Origin of the sequence: Hymenobacter properus, assembly GCF_015694735.1 — a bacterium.
Lineage (GTDB): Bacteria > Bacteroidota > Bacteroidia > Cytophagales > Hymenobacteraceae > Hymenobacter > Hymenobacter properus.
In genome coordinates, this window is sequence record NZ_JADQDP010000002.1 from 1111433 (window position 1) to 1138247 (window position 26815).

Below are 26815 nucleotides of genomic sequence, written 5' to 3' on the forward strand. Positions count from 1 at the left end.
AGCGAAGGACCTTCTCACGGTTGCATCGATTGAATTACTGCAGGACGTTCAGTCATGATAAGGTCCTTCGCTGCGCTCAGAATGACAGAAGTTTTGATAAAGCCGCTTCGCCTTGAAGCGGCTTTTCTTTTTTGCCCCACCTTTGTAGCCAGAATCCGCTAACCCACCAACCCGCCACTCCACCCATGACTGTTTCCCTGAAAACCGTTACCCTCAACGACACGCACCGCGCGCTGGGTGCCAAAATGGTGCCTTTTGCCGGCTACGACATGCCGGTGCGCTACTCTTCCGACCTCGATGAGCACCACACGGTGCGCCGCGCGGTGGGCATTTTCGACGTGTCGCACATGGGCGAGTTCCGGCTGCGCGGCCCGCAGGCCCTCGACCTCATTCAGCGCGTGACCAGCAACGACGCCAGCAAGCTCGCCGACGGCAAAGCGCAGTATTCCTGCCTGCCCAACCACGATGGCGGCATTGTGGACGACCTGCTGGTATACAAGCTGGCCGACGAGGACTACCTGCTGGTGGTGAATGCCTCTAACATCGAAAAAGACTGGAACTGGATTCAGCACCACAACACCAAAGGCGTGGAAATGGAAGACATTTCGGACCGCACCAGCCTCTTCGCTGTGCAGGGCCCGAAAGCCGCTGCCGCGCTCCAGAAGTTGACGGATGTGGACCTGAGCAGCATTCCCTACTACTCCTTCGTGCAGGGCACCTTCGCTGGCGCGCCCGACGTCATCATCTCGGCCACCGGCTACACCGGCGCGGGGGGCTTCGAGCTGTACATCCCGAACGAAAGCGCGGCGCAGGTGTGGGAGCAAATCATGCTGGCCGGCCAGCCCTACGGCATCAAGCCCATTGGCTTGGGCGCGCGCGATACGCTGCGCCTTGAAATGGGCTACTGCCTCTACGGCAACGACATCGACGACACCACTTCGCCCCTGGAAGCCGGCTTGGGCTGGATTACGAAGTTTACCAAGGAGTTCACCAACTCCGACAATCTGAAGAAACAGAAAGAAGCCGGCGTGACGAAAAAGCTGGTGGGCTTCGTGATGGACGGCCCCGGCATCCCGCGCGGCCACTACGAGCTGGTGGACGCCGACGGCCAGAAAATCGGCGACGTGACCAGCGGCACCCAGTCGCCCTCGCTCAGCAAGGGTATCGGCCTGGGCTACGTGAAGACCGAGTTTGCCGCCCCCGGCACCCAGATTTTCGTGCAGATTCGCGGCAAAAACCTGCCCGCAACGGTGAGCAAGCTGCCGCTGACCAAAGGCACGGAAGAGTAGCTCTAAAAAGAACGTCATGCCGAGCGGTGCCGAGGCATCTCGCGTGTGGTGGTAATCCTGAAGTTAGGAGTTGCTGCTGCACGCGAGATGCCTCGGCTCCGCTCGGCATGACAGTTTAACACCTGAATTAACTTAACTCAACAAGTGCCCAAAGTAGATATTTGCTTCTCGCCCGAGTTGCTTCCGCTGTATGACCTGCGCGGCAAAGTGGCCGTCATCGTCGACATTTTGCGGGCTTCCAGCACCATTGTTACGGCGCTGGGGGAGGGCGTGACGCACGTTTTTCCCGTGGCCTCGCTGGATGAGTGTACGGCCTACGGCCAGGAGCACGGCTGTATGACCGCCGCCGAGCGCGAAGGCCTGCCCGCCCCTGGCTTCGACCTCGGCAACTCGCCTTTCGGCTTTCTGGACGCGGCGCGGCCGGTGCGCGGCCGCGCCCTCACCATCAGCACAACCAACGGCACGGCGGCGCTGCGCCGCTCGCTGGCCGCCGAGGCCGTGGTGGTGGGCTCCTTTCTCAACCTGGAAGCCGTAGCCGCTTTTGCGCGTCAGCAGCAGCGCGACGTGCTGGTGGTATGCGCCGGTTGGAAGGGGCAGTTCTGCCTCGAAGACACGGTGTTTGGGGGCGCGCTGGCCGAGCGGCTGGCGCCGGATTTCGACGTGCGCAGCTCCGATGCCACGCTGGCGGGGCTGCATCTATGGCAACAGGGGAAAAAGGATTTGTCGGCTTATTTGCTACAATCGGCGCATGTGCGCCGGTTGAATTCGCTGGAGGCCAGTAAGGATTTTGAGTTTTGCCTGCGGGTGGATGCTTACGCCAACGTGCTGCCCGTTTGGCAGGAGGACCGGCTGGTGGCGCAGGGGTGAGAACGGTCTGTCGCAGTTGTCTGTCATTGCGAGGCGCAGCGGTGGCAATCCATCCTCTCAAGCGCGACTAACCCAGAGTTGTGATAAAGCCTTTTACCAGTAAGCCCCGGCTTCATAGTGATGCCGGGGCTTACTGGTAAAAGGGCGCGTCTAAGTTTGACAGGACGGATTGCTTCGGCCTGCGGCCTCGCAATGACAGGTGGGCTACTTCAGTTTTTCGTTGTCGTGGTGGCGCTGGCTGTCGCGCTGTGTTTTCTTAGCCAGGTTGCGGGTCATAGCTTCTGTCAAATTCACGCCTGTTTGGTTGGCGAGGCAGATAAGGACAAATAGCACGTCGGCAAGCTCGTCGCCGAGGTCCTTACCCTTGTCGGAGTCCTTAAACGACTGCTCGCCGTACTGACGGGCAATAATACGGGCTACTTCGCCCACCTCTTCGGTGAGCATGGCCATGTTGGTGAGCTCATTAAAATAGCGCACGCCGTTGGTTTTTATCCAATTGTCGACGGTTTGCTGGGCTTCTTCGATGGTCATGGGGACAGGTTCATCTGATGGGTTAAGCCGGCGAGTCGAGCACGATGGTCACCGGTCCGTCATTCACGAGGCTCACCTGCATGTCGGCCCCGAAGATGCCGGTGGGTACGGGCTGGCCCAGTTCGGCGGCTACCATGGCCACGAACTGCTCATATAGCGGCTCGGCAATGGGCGGCGGGGCGGCCCCGATGTAGCTGGGGCGGTTGCCCTTGCGTGCATCGGCCAGCAGCGTAAACTGGCTCACCACCAGCACCTGGCCGCCCACGTCCTGCACGCTGCGGTTCATCTGCCCGTTTTCATCGCCAAAAATGCGCAGCTGCACCAGTTTGCGGCACATCCAGGTGAGGGCCGCGGGGGTATCGGTGGGGGCAAAGCCGGCCAGCACCAGCAGGCCCGGGCCAATTTGGCCGGTAAACTGGGCATCGACCGTGACCTGGGCGCTGCGGACGCGCTGAATGACGAGGCGCATAAGGGTAGACGTGAATAGCCAATGGTGGCAATTGCCCGCGAAGCTACGGCGCCCATGGTCTGTTTTGCGCATTTCGGAACCGGGCTAAGCCGCCCGGTAGCCCACGCCGTTCACCGTTTCCAGAAAATCGGTGGGCGCATAGGGGGCCAGCGCGCGGCGCACGTTCATGATGTGGACGTCGATGAAGTTCGATGATTCCAGCGCTGCGACCGGGCGGCGGCTGATGTAGGCGCCCAACTGCTCGCGCGTGAGCACCTGCCCGCGGTGCGAAAGCAAGTGGTGCAGCACGTCGAACTGCATACGGCTGAGGTGCACATACTGTCCCTGATGGCAGAGCCGGCGGGCGGCCAAATCGAGCACAAAGCCCGGCCCGAAGTGAATGGCGGGCCTTTTGTGCCCCACCCGCTGCCTGATGATGACGCGCATGCGGCGCTCCAACTCGGCCACCGAAACGGGTTTGGCCAGGCACTCGTCAGCGCCCAGGGCGAAGCCGCGCAGGCGGGGCTCCACGTCGGGCGTGGCCGTGAAAACGATGCACGACGTGGGGTGTGCTTCGTGGCGGGTGGCCAAGCAGATGAGGTCCAGCCCGTCGCCGTCGGGCAGGTCCTGCGCCAAGAGCACAAAGTCATAGGGGCGGCGGTCGAGGCAAGCGGTGGCTTCGGCCATGGTAGTAGCTATGTCGACCCCGTATTGGGCGCGCTGCAGAAAGCGGTGCAGCTGCTGCCGCGGCCGCGCCTCTGCTTCAACTAAGAGAACTTCCATTGCAAAAAGGGTTGGTTGACGGATAGCGTTACAGTGCCGCTGCGGCATCCAAGGTGGCGGCTTCGGGCAGTACCCGCACCTGGGCGTGCATGCCGGGCTTGAGCCGGTGGCCGGGGTTGGCCAGCACGCAGCGCACTTTCATTACCTTGCTTTCGTGGTCGAGCACGTGGTACACCCGGTCGATGGTGGCGCGCAGCGGGGCATCGGGGTAGCTCAGGGTGGTAATTTCCACGGCTTGGCCTTCGTGAACCCGGCTCAGGTCCGATTCGAACACGTTGGCCAGCACCCACACCTTGTCCAGGTTGGCCACGGTGAAAGCCGCGTCCATGTCGGAGGCGTTGAAGCGCATCCCCGCGCTCAGCTTTTTCTCAATAATGAAGCCCGCCAATGGCGCTTTGAGGCTATAGGTGGTACCGGGGGCCACGCCGTAGGTTCGTAGCTGCTGCCGGCTGTTGGCGGCCGTGCTGGCGGCGCGCTCCATTTCCTTGCGGGCTTTGTACACGTCCTGACCGGCGCTGAGGCCGGCCTGGTGCAACTCCTCGGTCACGGCCAGGTTCTTGGTGGCCACGGCCAAGTCTGCTTTAGCGGTGGTGTGCTGGTTCTGGAAGTCGGCTATTTCGCTGCTTTTCAGCACGGCCAGCACCTGCCCCTGGCGCACTTCGTCGCCAAGGTCCACGCCCATGCGCTGCACTTCGCCGCCTACGCGCGGAAACACCCGGGCCGTATGGTCGGCGTCGGCGGCTATTTCGCCGCTAAGCACCAGTTCCACTGGCGTGGCTAAGTCGGCAGTTGGGGCGGCCTTCTGGCGCTGCGATACCGGCAGGGCCGGCGTGATTTCTTCGGCCGCTTCGGACTGTGGCGAGGAACAGGCGCCCAAGGCCAAAGCGCCTAGTAGCAGCCCGCGCCAGCCCACATTTCGCAGGCTCGGTTTCCAGGCAAAACCCGGCAGTAGATTAGGCTTTCTCATAGTGTTGCGGCGTTGATGACAGCCGCAAGACTACTGGCGAGGTATTAGAATCTGATTAGAAAACCTTAAATGTGTACTTTTTTTTGACTTTTGAACGAGGCAGGGGCGGTGCTCATCTCGCCCTCGGCGAACGGAATCGTGGTGGCAGCTCGGGCGCTCGGGCACATGGGCGCGGGCGCTGGTTCTATACCGTTCCACCAGCTGCTTAGGCCGTGGGCAGATGCACCAGCGCGGTGGTGCCTCGCCCCAATTCGGAATGCAGGTGCAGCTGCCCGCCGTGCTGCTCAATGATTTTGCGGGCCAGCGCCAGGCCCACGCCGTGCCCGGCCACGGGCCGCGCATTGGCTGCCCGATAAAACGGCTGAAACACCTGCGGCAGGTCGGCTGGAGCGATGCCAATGCCTTCGTCGCGGATGCGCAGCTGCACCTCGCCCGGCGCGTAGGCCAGCTCAATGCGTACCGGGTGGGGAGACGAGTACTTCAGCGCATTTTCCAGCAGGTTGCTGAGCGCCCGCACGAGCAAGGCCCGGTTGCCGGTAAGCTCCAACTGCTCAGGCTCGTCAGGCAGGCGGCCGGTGTACATCTGCAGGCGCGGGCGCTGGCTGGGGTCCACGGCCGCGCAGGCCTCGGCCAGTAGCTCATCCACGCGAATGCAGGCGTCGTGCTCGGGCAAATGCACGTCGGCTTGGGCCAGCTCCAGCAGGTGGTTGAGCAGGGCGTTGAGCTGGGTGAGGTCGGCGAGCAGGTCGCGCAGGGAGGTCCGGTAGGCGGCGGGCTCCCGCTCGCGGGCCAGGGCCAGCTGCGCCTCGCCGATGCTGGCGGCCAGCGGTGTGCGCAGCTCGTGCGAGGCGTAGCGCACAAAGGAGCGTTGGGCCTCAAAGCTTCCTTCGAGGCGGTCGAGCAGGCGGTTGAAGGTTTGGGCCAGGCGCGCCAGCTCGTCTTTCGGGCGGTCTGGGGCGCCTTCGGCCACGCGCAGGTGCAGGTCGTGGGCGCTGATGCGCTCCAGCTGGTCATTCATGGCGGCAATGGGGGCCAGCGCCCGCCCCGCGAATACGCGCCCCGCCACGTAAATCAGCAGCAAGCTCAGCACAAACAGCGAAGCCAGGATGGAGGCCACGTAGCGCAGCCTGGCCTGGCCCGAGAGGTTTTCGGCCCCGGCCACCACCACAAAAGAGCCCTGGTTGTCGCGATAGAAAATGCCCACCGCCTGCCGCGAGCCATCGGTGAAATATTCCTCGTGTCCGGCTACTATGCGGGCCAGCACCGCCGGCGGCACTTCGAGCCGCACGTCTTCGCGCACGAAGCGCACTTCGCCTTTCACGTCATAAATCTGAATGATTTCTTCGGTGAGTGTGCGCTGGTAGCGCTTCTGAAATTCCTGAAAAACAGAGCTGCGCAGCTCGTCTTTTTCCAAGAAAATGTAAGCCGCCACTTCGGCCCGGTCGCGCAGGCGCTGCCGAAACTCGCGCTGGCTGTAGTCGTGCTGCAACAGAAAAGCCGTGCCCAGCACCACCAGCAAAATGAACGCCACCAGCCCCACAAACAACCAGATGAGGCGATTACGAATGGTCATGGGCGTGGGGGAGCTTTTAAATTTTGTCATCCTGAGCGCAGCGAAGGACCTTCTCCTGTTTGCGCCGCTTGATTTACCGGAACTGTTCAGTGGTGAAAAGGTCCTTCGCTGCGCTCAGGATGACATAAGTTGAAAAAACTTCACGATAAATCATTACTCTTGCCGCAACACGTAGCCCGTGCCCGTCACCGTATGAATGAGCTTGGAGGCAAAGCCGTGGTCTACTTTCTTGCGCAAGTAGCTCACGTACACGTCAATGACATTGCTGCCGGCATCGAAGGCCTCGTCCCAGCCGTGCTCGGCAATCTGGCTGCGGCTGAGCACCCGGCCGGGGTGGCGCATGAGCAATTCCAGCAGGTTGAACTCGCGGGTTGTGAGGCGCAGTGGCTGGCCGGCGCGCGTCACGGTGCGGCTGGGAATGTCCAGTACCACGTCGGCAAAGGTGAGGCGTGAGCCCTTAGGGTTGGTGCTGCCGCGCCGCGTGAGGGCCCGCACCCGGGCCACGAGCTCGGCGAAATCAAAGGGCTTCACCAAGTAATCGTCGGCGCCACCGTCGAAGCCGTTGAGCTTATCAGTGGTGGTGCCCAGGGCAGTGAGCATGAGCACGGGCACCTCGAGGTTATGCTGGCGGATGGCAGCCAGCACCTCCAGGCCGCTGCGCTGGGGTAGCAGCACGTCCAGAATGACGAGGTCGAAAGGCTGGGCGAGGGCCAGCTCCTGGCCCGTTTGGCCGTCGGAGGCGACTTGCACGGTTAGCTGCTCTTCTTCCAGGCCCCGGCGTATGAGGGCCGACAGGCGCGGGTCGTCTTCTACCAGCAGAATGTTCATGGCGGCGCGCGGCAGGGGAGGAATGTTCGCCGGGGGCTGCCGACCTTCGCGCCAGTCCCAATCCCGCGAATGTCTCCCGCCAACGCCACAAAGAACGAACACAGTCCGTCAAGCCGCCGCTGGTGGCTAGTGGCGGCCCTGCTCGTGGTGGCCGGGCTGCGCCTGTGGCGCCTGCCCGAAGCCGGCGCTCCCGACTACGACTCGGTGCGCAACTGGCAGGCCGTGCTGGCCCTGACGCAAGGCGATTTTTCGCGGTTGTTCGTGCCTGGCTGCCCGGCTTTTCTACTGTCGTACGCGCTGGTGGCGCTGTTCACGCGCAGCTTTCTAGTATTCCAAACCATCAACGCGCTGGTGGGCGTGGCGGGACTGGGCTTCTTTGCCACGTGGGTTGCCCGCAAAGCCCGCCTTTCGGGCCCCGAGGCGGCCGGCTTGGTGCTGCTGGGCGGCACTGGCCTGCTGCTCACCTTCGCCGGGCGCGATTTTACCCCCAATTCCGTGAGCCTGCTGCTGTGCGCGGGCCTGTTTCGGAGCCACTTGGCGCGGCTGGCGCGGCCCGGCCTGGCGGCGTTGGTACGGGTGGCCGTCTGGCTAGCGTTGGGATTGAGCTTTAGCTACAAGTTTCTGTTTGCGCTGCCCATTTTGCTGGTGCTGGAAGTGCTACAGGCCGACGGCCTATGGCGCACCCCCCGGGTGTGGGCGCGCGTGCTTGCCGTGCTGGCCGCACCCTACGTGCTGTTTGGGACGGTGGGCGTGGCGGCCGGGCTGCCGTGGTACCGCTGGCTGGCTTTCTACGTGCGCACCGTGGCGCCCACGACGGCCAACGCGGCGGGGCGCCAAGCCACGCTCAAAATCGATTTTACCTACTACCTGCGCTATCTAGCCGAATTCGAGTCGCCGTTGCTGCTGGCGGGCCTGGCGCTGGCGGCTTGGCTGGTGTGGCGCGAGTGGCGCCGCGGCTGGCGGCCGCAGGACCGGCCGTGGCTGCTGCCTTATCTGTTGTTCTGGGCCCTGTGCCTGCTGGCCGGCATGTCGCTGCTCCTGAAAGCCCCGCGCGGGCTCCTGTTTGCCTACTTGCCTCTCGCGGCCCTGGCCGTGCTGGCGGGACGGCGGGTGCTGCCGCGTTGGGCGCTGCTAGCGGTGTTGGCCGCCGCGGTGTGCCTGAACGTGTTCAGGATTGAACAGACTATTTATGCATCGCTGCCCACGCCTTATGCGCAGGTGGCGGCCTGGCTGCAGCAACACGGCGCCCGCAAAGTGGCCAGCACGGTGGGGCTGGGTTTGGCGCCCTATCTAAATGACAAAGTGCAGCTGACCGTTATTAACGACGAGAAAGCGTTGTCGCGTTTGCGCCAGGAAGGCTACGACTACGTGCTGCTGGACGGTTACTGGCGCGTGGCCGGGGTGGCGCGCTTCGATTCCTTACGCCGCCAAGTGCCCGTGGCTGCCTGGCCGGCCCCGCAGCTGCAGCAACCGCTCTTGTTTCTGGAGCACTCCGAGTACACCGGGCGGGGTTTCGCCGAAACGCTGGCAGCCGGTAGAGCCGCGGCAGCTGACTCGCTGCCCTTGCGGCTCTACCGGCTGCGCTGAAACGGCTCCCGGCTTAAACGTGCCTCCGGCTATTGGGCTACAGAGGGCAGGCTGTTGGTATCGATGGCCGGAATCTTGGCGTTGTAGGCGCGGTTGAGGGCCGAAATGAAAGCGTTGGCCAACAAGGCGTTGCCTCGGGGCGTGAGCGAGTAGTAATCCAGCGAGAAGAAGTTGCCGCGCACGGGCTCGGCCGAATACTGCACGCCGCCTACCGAAATGGACTCGCCTACGTAGCCGGGCATTACCCCGCTCGTGTCCAGCAAGTAGGGCAGGGGGCTGGTATTCAGGCTCGGCATTTTGTAAACGTCGCGAGCCAGGCGGTTCAATTCGTTGTTGTAGCTGCTCAATACGCCGCTCACGCGGTTCATCTCGTCGTAGTCCATCACGTCGGCATCGCGCAGCGGGTTGCGCTCGTCGCGGCCGTAGGGCAGCATCAGGGTCGAGCCTCCCACCACCACGGGCGTCAGCTGGCCTATGCGGGGCAGCGTGGTAGCCAGCACGTAGTCATCGTTGGTGATGGGCTGGCCCACGCCGCTGCCGAAGGGGTCTTCGATGTACAGGAGGGCATTGTCATGGTAGCTGTCTTGCAGGCGTTTTTGCAGGCTGAAGCCGCGGCCGGTGCGTAGCAGCGGCAGCGTGTTGAGGTCGGGCAGACTAGCGATGATGCCCGGCCGGCCACCGGCCGTGAGCACATCCAGCAGCGTCTTGGCATTGGTGCGCAGCTGGTTGGTGAGCGTACTATTGGGCGCCGTGCCGCACTGGCCGCCGCTGCGCACGTAGGGCATCAGGTCGTCGAGGCCCAGGAAATACGTGAAGAAAGTGGCCGACGCGGCCGCATCCGTCACCACCCGCAGGTAAGTGCGGCTGTCGTTGGCCGGCAAAATGCGCTCGAAGTAGGGGTTGAAAGCGCCGGTGGGCGTGGCGCTGGTTTCGTTGCCCAGGTTGGCCACATTCAGCTGCGCCAGGCGCAGGCCGGGCACGCCCAGGTTCTGGGGCAGGTTGTTGGGGGCATCGGTGCGGGTGAAGAGGCGCACGGTGTCGGCGCCGCCGCAGGCCGCGGGGTTGATGACCTGGCGCCGCACGGCTGGCCCCGGCACGCGGCGCGTGCGCGGAAAGCCCAGCGTCGAGAAGCCGGCCAGGTCGAAGTAACCGGTGCCTGCCCCGGCCGCCAGCAGCGGCTGGCTGAAGGTCGCGCCGGGCTGGGCACCCTGCAGCTGCTGGGCCAGCAGGTTGGGGTAGGAGTATTGCTGGCTGGCCAGCGTGAGGCCGCCGGCACTCAGCCCGGCCGTGTAGCTGTCGCCCACGGCCAGGTAGCGGCTCACGTTGATGGTGCCCACGGTGGGCGTGGGCGCGTCCTGGCCCGGGGCGCAGGCATTCAGCGCCAGGGCAGCCACGGCAGCGAGGCCCGTGCGGCTCCACGTATTCAGGCAAAAATTCTTCATCTCAGAAAACGAAATCAGCGAGAAAAGTTGAAGGGGAAAGGCCTGTCGTTCCGACAAACGAAGGAATCTGAGAAATAGCTCTCGGGTGTATTCACTCAGGTTTTTCGGTAGCCGGAATGATAAGCAGACCTGTTTTAGAAGGCCACTGCCAAGCCAATGGACGCCGTGTTGGTGGCTGTGCGGTAAGAGCCACCGATGTTCGACACGGTCGGGTTGAGCGGGTTGGCGCGGGCCAGGCGCTGCTGGCCGTAGCTAAAGGCGTAGGCAGCTTCCAGGGCAAAACGCGGCGTGAGCTGGTAGCTTACCCCAGCCGAGGCCCCAATGCGGTTGGCGTCGATAAACTCGGGGTTGATGTATTCGTCCCGAATCGGGCTCTCGTCGTAGTTCAGGCCTCCAAGCAGCGTGAGCTTGGGGCTGGCCTGGTACTCGGCGCCCACGCGGAACGCCAGAGCGTCTTCGTAGCGGCGGGCGGTGCTGAGGCGCTGGGCGGGAGCGGCGCCGCTGGCCGCCACGTCGAGCTTCAGCGAATCGAGGGTGCTCCAGCCGGTGAGCGTGAAGTCGAAGGTGAGCAGCAGGTTCTTGGTGATGCGGTCGGCCAGGCCCACCGACAGCGAGCTCGGCAGGTTAATCTGGGTTTTGAAGCCAGCCGATTCCGGGTACAGGGCCCCGTCGCGGGTAGGCACGCCGGTGGTGCTGATTGTGCCGTTGTTCATTTTCAGCTTCACCCCGCTGCGGTAGCTGATGCCGAAGGCCAGGTTGTCGCCGGAGCGGCCGTAGAGGCCCAGGTTCACGCCGTAGCCCGAGCCGCTGCTGCTCAGCCGGTAGCTGGCGTTGGCATCGTCGTACTGGCCCAGGGCGCGGCGCTGGCTGTACTTGCCAAAAGCATACACAAAGCCCACGCCGGCGCTGAAGTTGTCGTTCAGCTTAAAGGCCACGGTGGGCTGGGCAAAATAGGTATTGAGTTGGCTTTCCTGAATCACGGAGCGGCCTTCCCAGTTGTCGGGCCACTTGGTGTGGTAGCCGTAGGGCGACGTGAGGGCCAGGCCCACGCTCACGCGCTTGCTCACTGCGCGGGTGGCGTAGAAGTAGCCACCGGGGAGCACGGCCAGGTCCTGGTCGGTGCGGCGGTAGGTGTCTTGGCCAATGAAGGAAGAACGCCGCACCTGGCCAAAGCCGCCAAAGCTGAGGCGGGTGAGTGAGTCGCCCCACTGGCCCAGCAAACCGGGGTTCACGCTCAGGCCGGCAATGCTGCCGATGTAAGCCGTGCTGGCGCCGCCCAGGCCCAGCACCCGGGCGCCCTGCGGACCGGAGTCGAAACCGCCGGCCGTGGCCGTCAGGCCGGAGAAGAGAGGAAGTAAAAAAAGCAGACGTGCACGCATACGGACGGTTTGGCGGAAAATTGGGACTACAAAAGTACGCAGCCGGGCGCAAGCGGCCCACCCCCATGCTCGCCATAACCTGGCCAACCGCCCAAACCGTGCGTCTGCAAGGTCTGGGCGTTGGTTATGAAATGATTATCGGGCTGCCCAATTCTTCTACCGCTTCACGCCCAGGCTGTCGAGGCGGCGCTGGTAGCGGCGGGCATTGCGCAGGTGCTGGGCGTAGGTTTCGGCAAAGTCGGAAAAGCCGCTGCCATCGGGCCGGGCGCAGAAAAAGAGGTTCTTGTTGTGGGCCGGCTTTAGCACCGCGTCCAGGCTCGACGGGCGCGGCGTGGTGATGGGACCGGGCGGCAACCCCTTGTGTCGGTAGGTGTTGTAGGGCGAGTTGACTTTTTTGTCCACGTTCAGCACGCGCTTGCGGGTGCCCAAGCCGTGCAGGGGCCACAGCAGGGTGGGGTCGGCCTGCAGGGGCTGGCCGTTGCGTAGGCGGTTGAGGTACACGGCGGCGATGAGGGGCTTGTCGGTGGGCTGGGCCGTTTCACGCTGCACAATGCTGGCCAACACGCTCACCTGGGTGCGGCTCATCTTTAGCGAATCGGCCCGGGCCTGGCGCTGGCTGGTCCAGAACCGGCGGTAGCGGGCCGCTGTCGAATCCAGAAAAACCTGGGCGCTGGTGTTCCACATATGCCGGTAGGTGCCCGGAATGAACATCGTGCGAATGGTGCAGGTGTCGAGCCCATAGCGCCGCTGCAGGCCGGCGTTGTCGCCGAGCAGCAGTTCCAGCTTGAAGGAATCCGCCTCAAGCTGCCGCGTCACCTGGCGCGGCAGCTTGTCGAGGTAGTGAAACGAGTTCAGCTCGAACTTCACCGTGTCCTGCTCGCCGCGCAGCAGCCGGCGCACCAGGTCCACGTTGCCCAGGCCGGGGTCGAGGCGGTAGCGGCCGGGCTGCACATGGGCCGGGTAGTCGTGGGTTTCGGCCACCCAGCGGAACGTGGCGGGCTCCAGCAACAGGTCGTGCTTCTGCAGCGAGTCCAGCACGGCGGCATAGCCCGTACCGGTACGGATGTAGAGGTAGGCCGGGCCCTCGGCAAAGGCGCGCACGTTGGGCCGGTAGGCCACGCGCCATGCCGCATAGGACCCGGCGAGCAGCACCAGCAGCAAAATCCCGCTTATGAGCCAGCCTTTCTGCATTAAGAACGGCGTTGATTAGAAATCGGACTTGTAACGTGCAAAGGAGGTCTATCCGCAGTTTGATTGAACAAAATAAAAGAACGTCATGCTGAGCGCAGCCGAAGCATCTCTACTGCAACACTAAATCTGATTAGTTACGCGGTAGAGATGCTTCGGCTGCGCTCAGCATGACGTAGAGGCGGAATTTGCCGCCGGTTTATTAAGACTGAAATGGCGCGGCAATCTGCTCGTAGCTCTCGCCGTGGCGCTCGGCCGACTCGCGCAGGAGTTGTTGCTGCCAAGGGCGCAGGGCCGCGTCGGCGCCCAGCTCGATGATGTCGGCAATGAGACGGTTGCTGAGCACCATGTTGGCCATGGTGGTGCCGTGGTCGGCCGCGAGATGGGCTTTGAGGGCGTTGAGCAGGGTTTCGCGGGCCTCGGCGCGGGTGGCGGCAGGGCCGCTGAGGCGGCGGCGGAACGGGAACTTGCGTTGGTCGGCCGGCAGTGGGGCCTCGGGAGCCAGGTCGGTGGTACCGATGGCCAGCAGCTGCTCGGCATAAGGCGGGCGCTTCAGCTCGGGGTGCAGGCCGTTGGCGGTGCGCAGCTGCAGCGTGGTTTCGATGGGGTTGCGCGTGAGCTCGGCCAGCTTGTCGTTGCTGAGCACGTGGTAGGGCGGGCGGTCGAGCTGCCGGGCCACGGCGTCGCGCAGCAAATACAATTCGCGGAAAATGGGCATTTCCTGCGGCGTGATGCGATACTTGGCGGCGTTGCGCGACCACGGGCGCGGGTCGTCGCGGCCGTAGCGCACGGCTTCGAGGGCAATGTTTTCCTGCGCGGCCCAATCGGAGCGGCCCAGTTCGGCCAGGCGGGCGCTGAGGCGGTCGGTGAGCTCGAACAGGTAGAGCACGTCGTTGGCGGCGTACTCCTTCTGGGCTTCGGTGAGCGGGCGCTTCAGCCAGTTCGACTTTTGCTCGCCCTTGTCCACTTCAAAGCCCAGCTCGGCCTGAATGAGGCGGCCCAGCGAAATGTTGTTGTCTTCAGCCGCTAGCAGCGTGAATTGCACGCTGGTGTCCACGATGTTGCGGCAGTGCACGCCGAACAGCTCATCGAGCAGCAGAATATCGGACTTGCACGAGTGAAACACCTTGGCCACGGCCGGATTGCGCAGCACGGCAAACAGCGGCTCCAGGCCGGCGGCCATGTCGGGCAGGGGCAGCGGGTCGATAAGGTAAACCTCCAGGCCGTCGAACACCTGAATGAGCGCCAGGTGCCGCCCGTAGCGGTGGCGCATGTCGTCAAACTCCAGGTCGATGCCGATGCGCGGCAGGGTGGCAAAGTGCGCCGCCGCGGAAACAACGGCCTCGGCGGTGGTCAGGTAATGAATGGTGGGCATTGAAATAGAAAGCAAAGCGGCGGAGCCGGTACCGGGCCGGGCCCGGCTGGCGCGGTAAAGGTAGGCACCGGCGGCAGGCAAACGACGCCGCGGGCCGATATGCCAACAGCTACCGGCGGCTAATTGGTTTGGGGCGTTGCGCGCCCGCGGCCGGCGCGTGGCTTTTGTTGGGTTGCGACTTCCTACTCTTCGTCTTCGTCGCGGGAGAAGTCGAGCGTGCGGGCCAAGTCAACGCCTTCCTGCGCCACTTCTTCCAGCAGCTCCGGTGCGTCGGCGTCCAGGGTGCGGCCGAAGAGGTTGAGCAGCTCTTCGCCCTCCTCGTTCACGTACAGGTTTTCGTACATGCGGTCGAACAGTTTCGCGTCGCGGCTCACAATGCGGTCGATGTCCTCGGGCGAGCGGGCTTCGTTCAGGGCGCGGTGCAGCAGGTCGAGCACCTGGCGGCTGGCGTCGTGGTCGCCCAGCTCACTCACTAGTTTCAGCAGGCTCATGGCCAGGCCCAGGCGCACCTGCTCAAATCGGAACGGCCGCTGGGCCGGCGGGGCGGTGCGCAGCTGGTCGTGGGCCTGCCGGGCCGTGGGCGTGAGGTAGTAGCGCACGTCGTTGGGCGCGGTGAAGGCGAGGTGCAGCAGCTGTTCGTAGGGCGACATAGAGAAGGGCAGGGGCCGAAACAAGGCCTTGTTCGGTGCGTAAGCTAAAAGCCGCAAGGTACGCGCCACAGCCGGGCCCTCGACCTTCTGCGGCCGCAACATCCACCGCAAACGCAGGTTATTTCTTCACTTCCAACCATATTCTCTGATGACACATAAATCCAAATGGCTGCTGTTTTCTCCGCTGGGCCTGGTCACCATTGGCGCGGGCGCCTGCCTGGTGCAGTGGGCCGGCAATCTGAAAGAAAAAGGCGCGCCCACCAAAGACTGGGTGTTGGCCGGCACGGCAGCTCTCACGGTGTTCAACGCGGGCGTCAGCCTGTTTGGGCAGGGCGTGGTGGAGCGGGTGCTGCACGAGGTGCGCGAGAAAACGAAGGAAGCTTAACACCTCCTTAGCTCTACCCTTGAAGACACAAAAAGCCCCGGCCTACTAAGGTCGGGGCTTTTTGGGAAATGCGAAAGGAAAAGCTTAAGCTAGTCGAACCTATTCGGTTTTGGCTTCCATTTTGGCCGAGCCTTCGGCGGCTTTGCCGCTTACTTTGTTGGCACCGCGCTTCACAGCATGGCCGGTCTTTTTGGCGCCGCGCTTGATGGCGTGGCCGGTTTTGTGAGCCACGTTGCCGGCGGCGTCCTTGGTGTTGTCGAGGGCCTGGCCCACGTTGGTTTTACCGGTTTTGGTTACCACTTTGGTGGTGCCGTTGTCACGCACCTTCACTTCGGTCGAGGGCGTGGTTTGTGCGAAGCTGGCGGTAGCGAAAGCGCACAGGGCGAGCAGCAAGGTTACTTTTTTCATGGTCAGAAGTTGAATTAAGGGTAAGTGGGGCGTTGTACGGGCCCCGTTTTCAAAGGTTCTGACAAGAGCCGTGCCGCAAATAGTTGTCGGCCCAACAACCGCGGTTGGAAGCGGCTGCCAGGTGCTACGGCAGCAGCAGCGAGCTGTCGCCGTAGCTCAAAAAGCGGTAGCCGTGGGCCAGGGCGTGCTCATACACCTGGCGCCAGCCGGGCCCCAGCAACGCGGCTACCAGCAGCAGCAAGGTGCTTTCGGGCTGATGAAAGTTGGTGATGAGCCCGTCGATGAGCCGGAATCGGTAGCCCGGCGCGATGAGCAGCTGCGTGCGCGCCTCTAGCGTGTCGGTTCCTCTTTGCTCCAGATGCTTCAGCAATGCCGTTAGGGCCGTTTCTGCCGTAATGCTGGCGGCTTCATCCGCCCAGTCGTAGGGTTGCCATTGCGTAACCAGCAGCTCTGCGTGGCGGGCAGCCGGTTCTTTCAATAAGCCCACGCCCAGCCAATACAGCGTTTCGAGGGTGCGCAGGCTGGTGGTGCCCACCGCGATGACTGGCCGCGGGCGGTGCGCCAGCAGCTGCCGCAGCAGCGCAGCCGTCACCAGAATGGGCTCGGTGTGCATGGGGTGCTCGGCCATGCGGTCGGCCTTCACGGGCTGGAAAGTGCCCGCCCCCACGTGCAGCGTGACGTGGCCAATTTCGAAGCCTTTCTCCTGCAGTTCGGCCAGTATTTCCGGTGTGAAATGCAGGCCGGCGGTAGGAGCTGCCACAGCGCCCTCGGTGGCGGCATACACGGTTTGGTAGCGCACGGCATCGGCAGCGGTGTCGGGCCGGTCGATGTAGGGCGGCAGGGGCAAGTGGCCGGCTGCCCGCAGCACCTCGGCAAAGGGTAGCTCAGCGGGCTCCCAGCTAAAGTCAATCAGGGCGGTGCCCGCCTCCTGGGTTTGGCGCACAGCGGTGAGGGTGGCGGTTTGGCCGTCGGCAGTGGTGAATTCCAGCGTCACGGGGCCTTCTTTCCAGCGGCGGCCGTTGCCCACGAGGCAGCGCCAGGTAGCGTGGTTGGTTTGCTGCAGGGCCAGTTCCAGGCTGCGGTGTGGTGCTACCGGCTCCAGGCAAAACAACTCGACCTGGCCACCTGTGGGGCGCCGGGCCAGCAGCCGCGCCCGTACCACCCGCGTGTCGTTGAAAACGAGCAGGGCACCGGGCGGCAGCTCGCCGGGCAGGTCGCGAAATTGCTTATCCGCAATGTGGCCGTGGCGGCTCAGCAGCAGGCGGCTGGCAGCCCGGTCGGGCAGGGGCTCGGGCGCGATGCGTTCGGCCGGCAGGGGGTAGGTGAAGTCGTGGATGGAAAGCTGGCGCGGGTCGGGGGTCGTCATAGGCCCGCAAAGGTCGGGTTGGGTGCCGTTAAAAGTTGAGTGCTAAAAGATAAAAAGCCCGCCTGACGATTCAGGCGGGCTTTTTATCTTTTAAAAGACGGCTACTTTCTCCGGAACAGCAGCAGGTGTTGCTGCGGCAGCGTTTCCACGGTTTCGATAAATTCCAGGCCCACGGCGGCCATTTCCTTGCGGGCCTGCTCCACGCTCATCTTGTGAATGCGCTTGATGGGCACGTTAGCGTCCTCGGCCCGGTACTCCACCAGGGCCAGGCGGCCAGTGCCGGGCTTCAACGCGCGGCGGATGGCCCGGCCCATCTCGCGTGGGTGGTCGAACTCGTGGTAGGCGTCCACTATGAGCACGAGGTCCACACTGTCGGCAGGCAGGGCGGGGCTGGTGGTGGTCCCCAGCACGGGGCGCACGTTGGCGGCCTTCAGCTTGCGCTTGTTGGCTTGCAGCGCCGTTATCATTTCGGGCTGGATGTCGACGGCCAGCACTTCGCCTTTGGGTACTTTTTTGGCCAGCTGGAACGAGAAAAAGCCCGTGCCGGCGCCAATATCAGCCACCACGTCGGTGGGCTTCAACTGGAGCTCTTTCAGCAGCAGGTCGGTGCCTTCTTCCTGGCGGCGGCCGGTGCGCTCCAGCCAACTGGCGCCCTCGTGGCCCATCACGTGGGCAATCTGGCGGCCCATGTAATAGGTGCCAATGCCGTTGGGGTCGCGCGGTGGCGCGGTTTCGTAGCCGCTGGTATCGGCTTGCACCACAGCCTGCAGGCGCTGCGTGGCAAAAGCCGACGGCCGTGTTTCGGCGGGCAGCTGGGTGCAGCCCCACAGCAGCAAACCGGCACTGCTGCCGGTTCCCACGGCGTTCAAGGTCCGTTGCCAGGATGAAAAACGATACTTCATATCAATTCGCAAGTAAGCACACCCAAGGCATCAACAGCAATTCCCGGCAGTGCGTTCAGCAATTATCAAGCCCATCGCGGGTAGCGGCCGGCAGGGGTGAAAAGAAAGAAGAGAATTGATTAAACCGGGAAAATGGTGCAAAGCAGCCACCTGCTTCCGACTTTCGCCGTAGAACGCGCATTCCGCTTACCCAATTACCTTTTTCAGTTATGAAAAACCTGTTTCCCTCGTTTGCCAAAGCTGCGGCCGTGGCCCTTTGCGCCCTCACGTTTGGCAGCTGCAACCGCGCCGAGTACGCCATGCTCCCCAAAGGCGCCTCCTACCATGGCGTGACGCGCGCGGCCACCCCCGTACCGGCCAAGCCAGAAGCCGCTGCTGCCACCACCGAAGCAGCCGCAAGCGCCGAAACCGCCACTGTAGCGCCTGCCGCCGTAGCGCCCGCCGCTGTAGCAGCCCATTCCACGCCTGCTCCCGCCAAAGTGGCAACCCCTGCACCTGCAGCCGCAGCTCAGCTGAGCACTACGCCAGCGGAAATCACCACAGCCAGCACGGCCAGCACCGACGCCGCATCCGCCCGCAAGCTGACCGGCATTCAGCGCCTGGTGCTGAATAAGGTGACGAAAAAAGTAGATAAAATGGTGCAGAAAGCAGCTGCCCGCCAGCACGACAACACGGCTTCGACGGCCAAAGGTGGCGTCAGCGGCAACCTGCGGCTGGGCATCATTCTCATGGTTATCGGTGCGCTCATCGCGCTGCTACCCGGTTTGTTCCGCGTGCTGGGCCTCATCGTCTTCATCGTGGGCGTGCTGTTCCTGCTCCTCTGGGTGCTCGACCAGGCATAACCCCCGGATTCAGCATAAAAAAAGCCCCGTTCAGCTGCTGAGCGGGGCTTTTTTTATGGCGCAATCATGCGCATTACATGGGGTCCACGTCGGCCACCAGGCGGGCTTGCTTGAACTCCTTCTGGTCGCGCACCACGTCCATGGCTTCCAGAATCTGCTGTTTGGCATGCTTGAGCACGGTGTGGGCGCGGTCGAGCTTGATGGTGATTTCCTGCAGGAAGAAATTGCGGATGCGGAAGATATAAGGCGCCTCCGGCCCCAACACGGCGGCCTGGCCCAGCCGCTCCACCAGCTCTTGGGCCAGCATAATGGCCGCAGCCTGCCCCACGTTCTGGTCTATGTGCTTCACCGTCATTTTGATGACGCGCATGAAGGGCGGATAGCCGTGCTCGTGCCGCTGCACGATTTCGTAGTTGTAAAACTCCACGTAGTCGTTGCGGATGACCTTGTCGAAAATCACCTGCGTGGGGTCGGAGGTCTGAATGATGACCTTGCCTTTCTTGCCCTTGCGGCCGGCCCTGCCGCTCACCTGCACAAACATCTGGTAGGCCCGCTCGTGCGCCCGGAAATCGGGGTAGTGAATGATGCTGTCGGCGTTGATGATGCCCACGAGGCTCACGTTGGCAAAATCGAGGCCTTTGGTCACCATCTGGGTGCCTACCAGCACGTTGGTGGCCTGCTTCTCAAAATCGGCAATGATTTGCTGGTAGCTGTTTTTGGCGCGGGTGGTGTCCAGGTCCATGCGCTGCACGTTGGCCTGCGGCAGCATGATTTTGAGGTCGTCCTCAATCTTCTCGGTGCCGAAGCCCTGGGTTTTCACGGCGCGCGAGCCGCAGGCGGGGCACTTGGTCACCATGCTGTCGTGGTAGCCGCAGTAGTGGCAGCGCAGCTCGTGGCTGTGCTTGTGGTAGCTCAGGCTCACGGCGCAATTGGTGCATTTCGGAATCCAGCCGCAGTCCTGGCAGGCCACCACGGGGGCGTAGCCGCGCCGGTTCTGGAACAGAATCACTTGCTCCTTGGCGCCCAGCTTGCGCTCAATCTCGCCCAGCAAATCGGCCGAGAAGTGGTTGTGCATGGTCTTGTGCTCGCGGGCCTTGCGCGTGTCTACCAGTTCAATGTCGGGCATGCCGGCTTCGCCAAAGCGCTTGCTGAGCGTCACCAGCCCGTAGCGGCCCTGCTTGGCCTGGTAATACGTCTCCACGGCTGGCGTGGCCGAGCCCAGCAGTGTCTTGGCGCCCTGGAAGTTGGCCATCATCAGGGCCACCTCGCGGGCGTTGTAGCGCGGGGCGGGGTCGTACTGCTTGTAGGAAGATTCATGTTCCTCATCAACGATGATGAGCGAGAGGTTGTCGAACGGCAGAAACACCGCCGAGCGCACCCCAATCACCACCTGAAAGCGGCCCGAGAGCACACCATTCCACACTTCCACCCGTTCATTATCCGAGAATTTGGAGTGGTACACGCCCAGCCGCGAGCCGAACACGCGCATGAGGCGCGTCACAATCTGGGCGGTGAGGGCAATTTCGGGCAGCAAATAGAGCACCTGCCCGCCGCTATCTAAGGCCGTGCGGATGAGGTCGATGTAGATTTCCGTTTTGCCGGCGCCCGTCACACCGTGCAGCAGCACGATATCCTTCTGCCCGAAGTGCGCCATGATTTCATCGCGCGCCGCCGTCTGCGATTCGCTGAGGCTGAAAGGGATCTGAATAGCACCCTCATTTTCCAACGGAAAGCGGCTTACAATCTGGTCGAATTGCTCCAGCACGCCGTTCTTAATGAGCGTGTTCACAGCCGAAGCCGAGAGGTGGGGGCTGCTGGTGAGGTAGGGCTTTTCGAGGCCGGCCAGATTGGCGTGCTCGTTCTGGTACACGGGCACGAGCTGCAGGTACTTCATCAGCACGTCGAGCTGCTTGGGCTTGGTGCTGAGCTGCATAAACAGCTGCTCGAGCGAAGCTTCGGACACGAAGTGGTGGGCCAGCCGCACCTTCTTCACCACCTTGGGCGCGTACTTGTCGGCCGTGTGCTCGAACAGGAAGATGACGTCCTTGTGCATCAACGACTTGATGACCTTGTGGAAGGACGTAATGCCGAGCAGCTCGCCCACTTCGGTAAAGGTCATTGCCTTGCCTTCTTCCACGGTGCCCAGCGCGTCCACAATCTGTTGCTCCTGTGCCGAAAGCGGATACTCGTTTTCCTCGGCCGAAAAGCCAGGGTGCAGCTGAATGCGCGACTCCGAGCTGAGCTTCAGGGCCGAGGGTAGGGCCGCGTTGATGACCTCGCCGATGGTGCAGAGGTAGTAGTCGGCCATCCAGCGAAACAGCTTGAGCTGCGGCTGCGTCACGACGGGGGCGTCGTCGATAAATTCCAGAATGTACTTGGCCTGGTAGTCTTTGGGCGCCTGCTCGTGCACGGCGGCCACAATGCAGCTGAGCGTTTTTTTGGCCCCAAACTGCACGATGACGCGCCCGCCAATCACCACGTTGTCGTTGAGCTCATACGGCACCCGGTAGGTGTAGAGCCGGGGCAGGGGTAGGGGCAAAATGACGTCGGCAAACAGCGTCACCCGGTCGGCCGACGGGGCCGCGGCGGGCGAAATAAAATCAAGCGCGAGATTCAAAACAGCAACAGGAGTGGGGCGAATAGTAAAGATAAAGCCGCCGGCTCCCGTAGCCCAACCCCTAAGCAGGAGCATAAGTTGCCCGCCGCATGGGCTAGCTGGCGGGGAGAGCCGGCCACGGGTGCCCCGCTCACAGCTTTAGCAGCACTTGCCCAAAACAATACAGCCGGGCCGGGTCTGAAATGTATAAGTGTTTAAATATTTAGGTTGTGGCTGGATTTTTGCGCGAAAAGTTATAGCTTGAGCAGCCTAATCGTCAGCTGGTTGGTCTAGCTACCGCACGCTTGCATTCACCCTATTCTCTCACCCTTTTCCTCCTCACTTATGAAGCAAATGATACGCTTGCTGCTCCAACGGCTCCCGTTGGTGTGGACCTTTCTCTTATTGCTGAGCGGCGGCCGGGCCCTGGCGCAGGTAAGCAACGATGATTGTAGTGGGGCCGTGCCCTTGGCCACGTCCAGCGTGTGCACCACGCCCGTGAACGGCACCGTGGCCGGCGCCACCCAAAGTCTCGCGCCCACGGCCAGCTGCGGCGTGGGCCTCACCACCGCCACCGACGTGTGGTACAGCTTCACCGCCACCAGTTCCCTCCATTTAGTAACGCTGGCCCCGCGCTTTGCGGCCATTCTGGACGTGCGCAGCGGGAGTTGCGCCAGTAGCAGCAGCGTGTATTGCACCACTATTGCCAACAACAACACCGCAGCGGTGTCGGTGGGTGGCTTGGTTGCCAACCAAACCTACTTTGTGCGGATATACCCGGCCAGCAACACGCCGCCCACTGGCATCAGCAGCACATTTGCGCTGTGCATTGGGCAGGGCACCACGGGGCCTACCAACGACGACTGCGCCGGTGCCATCGATATACCGGTGAGCACCACCGGCACCTGCACCACCCAGGTGAGTGCCGACAATACCCTGGCCACTTCCAGCGCCGGCGTGCCCCAGCCTACCTGCGCCAACTACAACGGCCGCGACCTGTGGTTTTCGGTGACGGTGCCTGCCAGCGGCAACGTGACCGTGCGCACCGTGGTGAGCACCACCGGCACCGACGTGGGCGATACGGGCATGAGCATCTATTCGGGCACCTGCGGGAGCCTCACCCAGCTGGGCTGCAGCGACGACGAGGGCGGCGGCACCAAATCCATGCTGGCCTACACGGGGCGCACACCGGGCGAGGTGCTGTACGTGCGGGTGTGGTCGTGGAACAACAACCGCAGCGGCTACATTGCCCTGTGCGCTACTTCGCCGCCTCCTTTGGCCAACGACGATTGCGCCGGGGCCGTGCCGGTGCCCGTTACCACGGCCTGCACCGCGCCGGTAAGCGGTACCATCCAGGGCGCCACGCAGTCGCTGCCGCCCACTGCCAACTGCGGAGGTAGTACCGCCGCCAACGACGTATGGTACAGCTTTGTGGCCAGCGGCGCCACGCAGCTTGTCACGCTCACGGCCGGGTTCTCGGCCCTTGTCGACGTGCGTTCGGGCACCTGCGCCAGTTCTACCAGCGTGTTCTGCGGCACCGCCTTCAACGCGCAGCCCCTGACGGTGAGCGGCCTGACCAACGGCCAGACTTACTACTTGCGCCTGTACCTGAACGGCACTTTTACGCCCGCCAACCCGGCTTTCACGCTGTGCATCAACCCCGGCCCCACGCCCCCGGCCAACGACGAGTGCACGGGCGCCGTAGCGGTGTCCGTTGGCGCTAGCTGTTCTGCGCCGGTGAGCGGCACACTGGTTGGGGCCTCGCAGTCATTGCCGTCCACTGCTAACTGCACCCTGTCGGCCACCGTGGTCAACGATGTGTGGTACAGCTTCGTGGCTAATGGCACTTCCCAAACGCTTGCGGTGGCCGGAAACTTCCGGGCCGTGCTGGATGTGCGCACGGGCACGTGCGCCAATTCGACCAGCGTGTTTTGCACCTCTACTTTTGGGGGGCAAAGCGTGACGGCGACGGGTTTGGTAAATGGGCAAGCGTATTTCCTTCGGGTGTACGCCGATGCCATCACGCCGCCGACCAATTCGGCCTTCACGCTGTGCATTACGTCCGGCCCACCGCCTTCGGTGAACGATGACTGCAGCACGGCCGTGGCCGTGGCGGTGGTGGCGGGCTGCGCCACTTCCACCAACGGCACGGTGGCCAATGCCACGCAGAGCCTGCCGCCCACGGCCAATTGCGGGGCCAACGTGACCACGGCCGCCGACGTGTGGTATAGCTTCGTGGCCAGCGCTCCCACCCAGCTCATCACCCTCACCACGCGCTTCGGCGCCGTGATGGACATTCGCTCGGGCAATTGCACCAGCTCCACCAGCTTGCTCTGCACCAATGTGTTTGCCGGCTCAACCAGTGGCACAGTGGTGGGGGGGCTCACGACCAACCAGCAGTATTACATCCGCATTTATGCCAACGGGGCCACTCAGCCCTTGCCGGCCAATGCCACCTTCACGCTGTGCATTAGCCCGGCGCCCACGCCGCCCGCCAACGATGAGTGCGCCAACGCGGTGGCCGTGCCCGTTACTACTACCTGCGCGTCGCCGGTGAGTGGCACCGTCGATGCAGCGTCGCAGTCGTTGGCTCCGGCCAGCTGCAACAGCGCCAACACGCCCATTGCCCAGGACGTGTGGTACAGCTTCGTGGCCAGTGGCAGCTCCCAGTTGATTACCATAAATTCCCGTTTCACCGCCGTCGTAGAGGTGCGCAGTGGCACCTGCGCGGCCAGTACCAGCGTAACGTGCTACACCACCTTGGCCACCGTGACCGTGGGTACGCTGGTGGGCAACCTGACCAATGGCCAAACCTATTTCTTGCGCGTGTACGCCGCTGGCACCGCGCAGCCCACTGCCATAAACGCTACGTTTACGCTGTGCATCAGCCCTGGCCCGCCGCCGCCCGCCAACGATGAGTGCGCCAACGCTGTGCCGGTGACGGCGTCGACTACTACCAGCTGCGGCACCTCTGTGAGCGGCACCGTAGAAAATGCCTCGCAGTCGTTGCCGGGCACCGCCGGCTGTGGCGGGGGCTCGGGCAGCGCCGGCGATGTGTGGTACAGCTTCGTGGCTAGTAGTTCGGCCCACACCGTGCTGCTCACGCCAACGCAAGGTATTCTCACGTTTGAGGTGCGCTCGGGCACGTGCGCGGCCTCATCCAACCTGTCGTGCAATACGGTATTTACCAATGGCACCCAGCCCGTGACCGTAAGCGGCCTAACGAACGGCCAAACTTATTTTATTCGGGTGTATTCTACTGCGCTGACGCCGCCCACGGGCACGGCCGCCGGCTTCACGCTGTGCCTCTCCACGCCGCCCCCGCCGCCCGCCAACGACGATTGCGCCGGCGCCCTGACCCTACCCGTACAGGTGGGCACCACCTGCACCAGCCAAACCACAACCGACAACACCACCGCCACCGCCAGTACTGGTGCACCCGCGCCCGGCTGTGCCGGTAACACCCAGAGCCGCGACGTGTGGTTCCAGGTGACCGTGCCGGCCACGGGCACCCTTACGGTGCGCACCGTGGTGCCCACCACGGGCACCGACGTGGGCGACACGGGCATGGCCATTTACTCGGGTACTTGCAGCAACCTGAGCCTGTTGGGCTGCAGCGACGACGAGGGCGGCGCGCTCAAGTCGCTGCTCACCCTCAATGGCCGCACGCCCGGCGAAGTGCTTTACGTGCGTGTATGGGCATTCAATGTCAATGCTGTGGGTACCTATGCCGTGTGCGCCACCACGCCGCAGGTATGCGCCGCGCCCACCGCGTTGGCCTCGAGCAATGTCACGAATAACACCGCGCAGCTGAACTGGCAACCGGGTGGCACGCCTGCCGCGGGCACTACCTACACCGTGGAATACGGCGTGCAGGGCTTCACACCCGGCACGGGCACCACCGTCACCGGCCTCACCACCGCCAGCACCCAGCTTACCGCGCTGACTCCTGCTACCACCTACTGCTTCTACGTGCGGCAGAACTGCCCCGGCGGCAACGGCAGCAGCACCCAGGTAGGCCCCACCTGCTTCACCACTGCTGCCCCGGTGTGCGCGGCGCCCACGGCGCCAGCTTCGAGCAACATCACCACCACCACGGCCCAGGTGAGTTGGCAGCCCGGCGGCACACCCGCCACGGGCACCACCTACACCCTTGAATATGGCGTGCAAGGCTTCACGCCCGGCACGGGTACATTCCTTGGTGGCCTCACTAGCGCCAGTGCCCAACTCACGGCTCTGAGCCCTGGCACCACTTACTGCTTCATTGTGCGCCAAAATTGCCCTGGCGGCAACGGCAGCAGCACCCAAGTTGGGCCTACTTGCTTCACCACCACGGCGCTGCCGTGCGCGGTGCCCACCGGTGGCACAGGGGCAGGCAGCCTCAACTCGGCGGTGCTGAGCTGGCAGCCGGGTGGCACGCCTGCGGCAGGCACCACCTATACCGTTGAGTTCGGTCCGCAGGGCTTCACGCAGGGCACGGGCACAACGGTGACGGCCCTCAGCACGACTCTGACCATTACCGGCCTCACAGCTGCCACCCAGTATTGTTTCTACGTGCGGCAGAACTGCCCGGCCCCGTCCGGCAGCAGCGCCTTCGCCGGGCCGTTCTGTTTCCAAACTACGGCCACGCCACCTGCGCCCGCCAACGACGACCCCTGCGGTGCCGTCACGCTAACGCTGTCGGCTTCGGGCGGCCCCTTGCAGCCGGTGTCGGGTACCACTGTGGGAGCCACCACCAGCGCTCAGCCGGGTATCTCGCTGCCGGCTTGCGCGCCAGCCACCGCGCCCGGCGATGTCTGGTTCAGCATGACGCCCGCAGCGGGCATCACGTCGGTTCGCCTCACCCTCACTGGGGCCCCGGCGGGCATGGTGCGGGTATTCACGGCGGCCAACTGCACGAGTGGGCCGTTTACGCTGGTAAGCTGCCAGAGCAGCGGGGCCGCCAACACCACTGTGGGCACCGTGAACCTAACCGGCCTCACGGCGGGCCAACGCTACTACGTGGCTGTGAGCGGCTACGGCAACAGTGACACGCCGGGAGCCTTCACCATTGCCGGCGCTACGGTCACGGCAGGGCGTGTTCAGGCCGAGTCGGGCAGCCTGCTGGTGTTCCCCAACCCCAGCAATACCGGCCAGCTCACCCTGCGCCTCAGGGGTCTGCGCGGCACCATGCAAGCTACTTTGCTCAATGCCTTGGGGCAGGTAGTGTACACGCAGCGCCTGCCCAGCGGCACCACCGAGCAGGTGCTGAACACGCGAGGCTTTGCCACTGGCCTTTACACGCTGCGCGTGGTGGTAGGTGATGAAGTGCTGACCCGCAAAGTGGTGCTGGAATAAACGAGCCAGCAGAAAATGGAAAAGAGCCGGCCCCAAGGCCGGCTCTTTTTTTGTGCTTTGCTTTATTGAAAA

General features: G+C 63.5%; 21 protein-coding genes. 6 read left to right on the plus strand and 15 right to left on the minus strand.

The window, feature by feature from the left end; all coding sequences use genetic code 11:
* Positions 1-185 precede the first annotated feature (185 nt).
* Positions 186-1289, plus strand: a complete 1104-nt coding sequence (gene gcvT, locus I2I01_RS10885) for a glycine cleavage system aminomethyltransferase GcvT (protein WP_196286463.1) — start codon at positions 186-188, stop codon at positions 1287-1289.
* 144 nt (positions 1290-1433) lie between these two features.
* Entirely contained in the window at positions 1434-2156 is a 723-nt protein-coding gene (locus I2I01_RS10890; protein ID WP_196286464.1) for a 2-phosphosulfolactate phosphatase, read from the plus strand.
* Between the two features lie 204 nt (positions 2157-2360).
* On the opposite strand, the gene I2I01_RS10895 is transcribed toward I2I01_RS10890, so the two are convergent.
* From I2I01_RS10895 to I2I01_RS10920, 6 genes are all read right to left on the minus strand, one after another.
* Positions 2361-2687 carry a nucleotide pyrophosphohydrolase gene (locus tag I2I01_RS10895; protein WP_196286465.1) on the minus strand — a complete coding sequence of 109 codons (327 nt, stop codon included), beginning with the start codon at positions 2685-2687 and terminating at the stop codon, positions 2361-2363.
* A gap of 22 nt (positions 2688-2709) precedes the next feature.
* The gene (gene dtd / locus I2I01_RS10900; RefSeq protein WP_196286466.1) at positions 2710-3156 is read right to left on the minus strand and encodes a D-aminoacyl-tRNA deacylase; all 447 of its coding nucleotides are present in this window, start codon (positions 3154-3156) and stop codon (positions 2710-2712) included.
* Between the two features lie 84 nt (positions 3157-3240).
* Entirely contained in the window at positions 3241-3918 is a 678-nt protein-coding gene (locus I2I01_RS10905) for a response regulator transcription factor (protein WP_196286467.1), read from the minus strand.
* Positions 3919-3946: 28 nt separating this feature from the next.
* On the minus strand, positions 3947-4885 hold the full coding sequence (locus I2I01_RS10910; RefSeq protein WP_196286468.1) for an efflux RND transporter periplasmic adaptor subunit: 939 nt from the start codon (positions 4883-4885) through the stop codon (positions 3947-3949).
* A 205-nt stretch (positions 4886-5090) separates the two neighbouring features.
* Positions 5091-6458 carry a HAMP domain-containing sensor histidine kinase gene (locus tag I2I01_RS10915; RefSeq protein ID WP_196286469.1) on the minus strand — a complete coding sequence of 456 codons (1368 nt, stop codon included), beginning with the start codon at positions 6456-6458 and terminating at the stop codon, positions 5091-5093.
* A gap of 153 nt (positions 6459-6611) precedes the next feature.
* Positions 6612-7286, minus strand: a complete 675-nt coding sequence (locus I2I01_RS10920) for a response regulator transcription factor (protein ID WP_196286470.1) — start codon at positions 7284-7286, stop codon at positions 6612-6614.
* 69 nt (positions 7287-7355) lie between these two features.
* Between I2I01_RS10920 and I2I01_RS10925 the strand changes: the two genes are divergently transcribed.
* A complete protein-coding gene (locus tag I2I01_RS10925; protein WP_196286471.1) occupies positions 7356-8873 on the plus strand; it encodes a Rossmann-fold NAD(P)-binding domain-containing protein in 1518 nt (505 codons plus the stop codon).
* Positions 8874-8902: 29 nt separating this feature from the next.
* Here I2I01_RS10925 and I2I01_RS10930 read toward each other — a convergent pair whose 3' ends face one another.
* The 5 genes from I2I01_RS10930 to I2I01_RS10950 all read right to left on the minus strand — a co-directional run bounded on the left by I2I01_RS10930 (position 8903) and on the right by I2I01_RS10950 (position 14907).
* Positions 8903-10315 (minus strand): hypothetical protein, encoded by a 1413-nt coding sequence (locus tag I2I01_RS10930; protein WP_196286472.1) that lies wholly within the window; start codon positions 10313-10315, stop codon positions 8903-8905.
* A 134-nt stretch (positions 10316-10449) separates the two neighbouring features.
* Positions 10450-11694, minus strand: a complete 1245-nt coding sequence (locus tag I2I01_RS10935) for an OmpP1/FadL family transporter (RefSeq protein ID WP_196286473.1) — start codon at positions 11692-11694, stop codon at positions 10450-10452.
* 156 nt (positions 11695-11850) lie between these two features.
* Positions 11851-12885, minus strand: a complete 1035-nt coding sequence (mltG, locus tag I2I01_RS10940) for an endolytic transglycosylase MltG (protein ID WP_196286474.1) — start codon at positions 12883-12885, stop codon at positions 11851-11853.
* Positions 12886-13084: 199 nt separating this feature from the next.
* Positions 13085-14257, minus strand: a complete 1173-nt coding sequence (locus I2I01_RS10945; RefSeq protein WP_196286475.1) for a ribonuclease D — start codon at positions 14255-14257, stop codon at positions 13085-13087.
* 182 nt (positions 14258-14439) lie between these two features.
* Positions 14440-14907: a hypothetical protein gene (locus I2I01_RS10950; protein ID WP_196286476.1), complete on the minus strand. Its 468-nt coding sequence runs from the start codon at positions 14905-14907 to the stop codon at positions 14440-14442.
* Positions 14908-15055: 148 nt separating this feature from the next.
* On the opposite strand from I2I01_RS10950, the gene I2I01_RS10955 reads away from it, so the two are divergent.
* Positions 15056-15292, plus strand: a complete 237-nt coding sequence (locus I2I01_RS10955; RefSeq protein ID WP_196286477.1) for a hypothetical protein — start codon at positions 15056-15058, stop codon at positions 15290-15292.
* 99 nt (positions 15293-15391) lie between these two features.
* Here the strand turns inward: I2I01_RS10955 and I2I01_RS10960 are convergent, their stop codons facing one another.
* The 3 genes from I2I01_RS10960 to I2I01_RS10970 form a co-directional block, all read right to left on the minus strand.
* On the minus strand, positions 15392-15700 hold the full coding sequence (locus I2I01_RS10960; RefSeq protein WP_196286478.1) for a hypothetical protein: 309 nt from the start codon (positions 15698-15700) through the stop codon (positions 15392-15394).
* 124 nt (positions 15701-15824) lie between these two features.
* Entirely contained in the window at positions 15825-17066 is a 1242-nt protein-coding gene (locus tag I2I01_RS10965; RefSeq protein ID WP_196286479.1) for an S-adenosylmethionine:tRNA ribosyltransferase-isomerase, read from the minus strand.
* Between the two features lie 101 nt (positions 17067-17167).
* The gene (locus I2I01_RS10970; RefSeq protein ID WP_196286480.1) at positions 17168-17968 is read right to left on the minus strand and encodes a class I SAM-dependent methyltransferase; all 801 of its coding nucleotides are present in this window, start codon (positions 17966-17968) and stop codon (positions 17168-17170) included.
* A 209-nt stretch (positions 17969-18177) separates the two neighbouring features.
* On the opposite strand from I2I01_RS10970, the gene I2I01_RS10975 reads away from it, so the two are divergent.
* Positions 18178-18810: a hypothetical protein gene (locus I2I01_RS10975; RefSeq protein WP_196286481.1), complete on the plus strand. Its 633-nt coding sequence runs from the start codon at positions 18178-18180 to the stop codon at positions 18808-18810.
* Between the two features lie 73 nt (positions 18811-18883).
* Here I2I01_RS10975 and priA read toward each other — a convergent pair whose 3' ends face one another.
* Positions 18884-21427, minus strand: a complete 2544-nt coding sequence (priA, locus tag I2I01_RS10980) for a replication restart helicase PriA (protein WP_211537908.1) — start codon at positions 21425-21427, stop codon at positions 18884-18886.
* A 324-nt stretch (positions 21428-21751) separates the two neighbouring features.
* Here priA and I2I01_RS10985 point away from each other — a divergent pair, with 324 nt between their 5' ends.
* Positions 21752-26743, plus strand: a complete 4992-nt coding sequence (locus I2I01_RS10985) for a fibronectin type III domain-containing protein (protein ID WP_196286483.1) — start codon at positions 21752-21754, stop codon at positions 26741-26743.
* The last annotated feature ends 72 nt before the right edge of the window (positions 26744-26815 follow it).